The sequence below is a fragment of the Actinoplanes sp. NPDC051633 genome, assembly GCF_040681735.1.
GTDB lineage: Bacteria > Actinomycetota > Actinomycetes > Mycobacteriales > Micromonosporaceae > Actinoplanes.
Map to the genome: position 1 here is coordinate 1 of NZ_JBFAZH010000969.1, position 2,998 is coordinate 2,998.

Below are 2,998 nucleotides of genomic sequence, written 5' to 3' on the forward strand. Positions count from 1 at the left end.
ACCGCCCCCGGCAACGGCGCCGGGGGCGGTTTCTTTTCGCTCGTGGACGGTCAGGCGGCGCGGTGGCCGCCGACGCCGGCGGCGCTCTGGTACCGCTCGAAGTCCTGCTGCTGCAGGATGCCCCGGATCAGCCGGGTCTCATCGGCGCTGTGGCGGCCGATCAGCTCGTCCAGCTCGGCCCGCTCGGCCGGGGTCTGGAAGGCGGCGAGCTCCTTGGCGAGCTGACGGTACGCGCGGCGCTCGGTGGCTCGGTGGGCGATCGCGGTGCGGATCCGCGTGGCGAAGGCCATGGTGTTTCTCCTTGATGCATTGACGCTCTGTAGTTGCGAAAAGCGTCGTCGCTTCCCTTCGTCAACGATCCGCGCGCAGTGCTAAATCGCCAAGTCATTAACGTTAAAGCTCGGGTACGGTGGTGACCCGCGCCACTGGATCTTAGTAGCGCGGGTCACTCTCCGTGGACTATTGGCTGGTCACTGTCAGCGTGTTAGTCCGATCACGTGACTAGACGGTGAGGGTCCAGGAATTGATGTAGCCGGTGTCCAGCCGGTAGACGTCCTGGACGGACAGCTTCCAGGCGCCGTTCGCCGCCTCGCCGGAGAGGTTCGCCGTGTACGTCGTGTTGACGTTGTCGGCGCTGTCCGAGGAGCTGCTGTTCTTGAGGCGGAACGACGTGCCGTCCGGGGCGATCAGGTTGACCACCAGGTCACCGCGGTAGGTGTGCACGATGTTTACCGCGACGGTCGAGGTCGCCGAGGCGTTGCGGGCGCAGCCGCTGATCGTGACTGTGCTGGTCACCGCGGCGCCGGCGTCCGGGATGGACACGTCGGTGCCGTTTGTGCCGGTGCACCCGGTCGGCGGCGGGGGCTCGGTGCCGCCGCAGGTGGGCTCGCCGCTCTGCGCCGGGACGCTGATCGCGTTCCAGGCGGCCTTGACCGTGTTGAACTCGGTGCAGCTCGGCGCGTAGAGGTTCTTGGCCGCGTTCAGCGACGCCGTGCGGATGTTGGCGTAACGCCAGGTCGAGGTCTTCGACTGCAGCGCGTTGTAGTAGATCTCGCCGGCCTTGCGGATCGAGATGCCGGTGACCGAGCTGCTGTTGCAGGTCGGGCTGGCCGGCTGGCCGTTGGCCGGGTTCGAGCCCTCGGCGACCAGGTAGAACCAGTGGTTGAGCGGCCCGGCCGCGGAGTGCACCTCGGTGCTGGGGATGCCGGTGGACCAGCAGTTCGGGTCGCCCGCCAGCGAGGGGTTGTACATGTAGCGGATCGGGCCGTCGCCGACCAGGTCCACCTCCTCGCCGACCTGGTAGTCCGGTGGGTCGAGCGGGCTGTTCGCGTAGGCCTCGGTGAGCGCGCCGAAGATGTCGCCGGTGGACTCGTTGATGCCGCCGTTCTCGTTGCCGCTGCCGGCGCCGCCCGGGGTGGACTGGAAGATCGCGTGGCCCATCTCGTGCGCCACCACGTCGATCGGCGTGGCCTGCCGGTTGTTGGCCTGGTTGTGGCCGAAGTTGGTGTAGGAGCCGTTCCAGTACGCGTTGACGTCGTTCAGGCCGACCCGGACCGGCGGCGTGTTGCCGTTGCCCAGGATGCCGTTGCGGTTGAACCAGGCGCGGACCATGTCGGCCTCACGCTGCACCGACCACATCGCGTCGACGCACGCCGTCTCGAGGTTGGTGCCGGAGCCGTTGCCCCACGCGTCGTCCGTGCCGGTGTAGGCCGACCCGTTCTGCCCGCCGCACTTCAGCCCCGGCCGGGTGGTGTCGGTCATCGAGAACGACGAGCCGGACCCGGAGGTGTTGATGCTGACGTTCCCGTAGTAGTAGCCGTTGCCGGTGCCCTCGCGGACCAGCTCGACGCTGTCGGCGACCTTCCCCGTCAGCGCGTCCACGAAGATGTGCTGGTTGCTGGGCTTGCTGCCGGCCAGCGTCCCGGCCACGTCGACCTGGTAGACGAGCTTCGGCGTACCCCAGGCGAGGACCTTGAGCGTCGCGCCCGACGCGCTCTCGACCGTCGCGAAGCCGGACCTCGCGATCGCCACGGCCTTGTCCGCCGTGACCTTCGCGGTGGTGCCGACGGCGATCTCGGCGGACTGGGCAACCGCGGTGCCGGTGACCGCGCCGGTCTTGTCGGTGGACACGACGACGTCGCCGCCGACCACTTCCAGACCCTGGTAGGAGCGGACGTAGGTGACGTACTGCAGGCCGTCGGTGCCCGGCACGACGCCGGTCCGCTTGAGCGTGTCGGCGGCGCCGCGGCGGAGCACGGCATCGGAAGCGGCGTTGCCGACGAGCTTGTCGGCCGCGGTGGCGGCCTTGCTCGCGGGCGCCGGCGTGGGGTCAGGGGCCGCTTGGGCCAGGGCCGGCACCGCGAGCGTCAGGGACGCCCCGGTGGCCAGGGCCAGGAACAGGTTCGGTCGTCGCACGTCGTACTCCTTCTGCTCCACCCGGTAGGGAGGCTGCTTGAGCAGAGACGCTAGGCATCGACGACCGTCATCGAATCAGGGAAAACCCTTGCAGCCGGGAGGCGAGTTGGGTGCGCGACCGTACGCCCAGCCGCCGGTACACCCGGGTGAGGGTGGCCTCGACGGTCTTGACGCTCAGATAGAGCTGCGCCGCGATCTCGCGGTTGCTCGCGCCGTCACGGACCAGCGCGGCGATCCGCGCCTCGGTGGAGGTCAGCCCGAACGCTCCGCTCTCGGGCGCCGAGGTGCTCTCCGTGCCGGCCAGCGCCCGCTCGGTCTGCTCGGTCCACGGCCGGGCCTCGGCGGCCAGGAAGATGGCCATCGCCGCGCCGATCGCGACCCGGGCGGCCGCGTACCGCCGGCGGCGTCGCTCGGCACCGCCCTGCACGAGCAGCGAGTGCGCCTGCTCGAGGGGCTGGTGCAGCTGCTCGAAGTGCAGCGCGGCGGCAGCTTCAAGGACTAGTATAACATAAAATCGTCTACAAATAGACAAAAAACCTGCACGCTTAATGTAGATCAAAAGCTTAACGCAAATGAAATAGAT

Annotated in this window: 3 protein-coding genes; all 3 read right to left on the bottom strand. The window is 68.5% G+C overall.

The annotated features are described in order from the left end of the window. Positions 1 to 50: 50 nt before the first annotated feature. Complete coding sequence (locus AB0M20_RS35320; protein ID WP_364304848.1) at positions 51 to 290, bottom strand: hypothetical protein; 240 nt, start codon at positions 288 to 290, stop codon at positions 51 to 53. Between the two features lie 211 nt (positions 291 to 501). Further along, positions 502 to 2,415, bottom strand: coding sequence for a M4 family metallopeptidase (locus tag AB0M20_RS35325; RefSeq protein ID WP_364304849.1), 1,914 nt, complete (start codon positions 2,413 to 2,415; stop codon positions 502 to 504). Positions 2,416 to 2,482: 67 nt separating this feature from the next. Further along, positions 2,483 to 2,998, bottom strand: a 516-nt coding sequence (locus tag AB0M20_RS35330) for a helix-turn-helix transcriptional regulator (protein ID WP_364304851.1), incomplete at its 5' end; no start/stop codon positions are given.

Bases quoted from the DNA above. Each gene is read 5' to 3' on its own strand.
- AB0M20_RS35320 (WP_364304848.1), bottom strand. From the start codon at position 290: ATGGCCTTCGCCACGCGGATCCGCACCGCGATCGCCCACCGAGCCACC.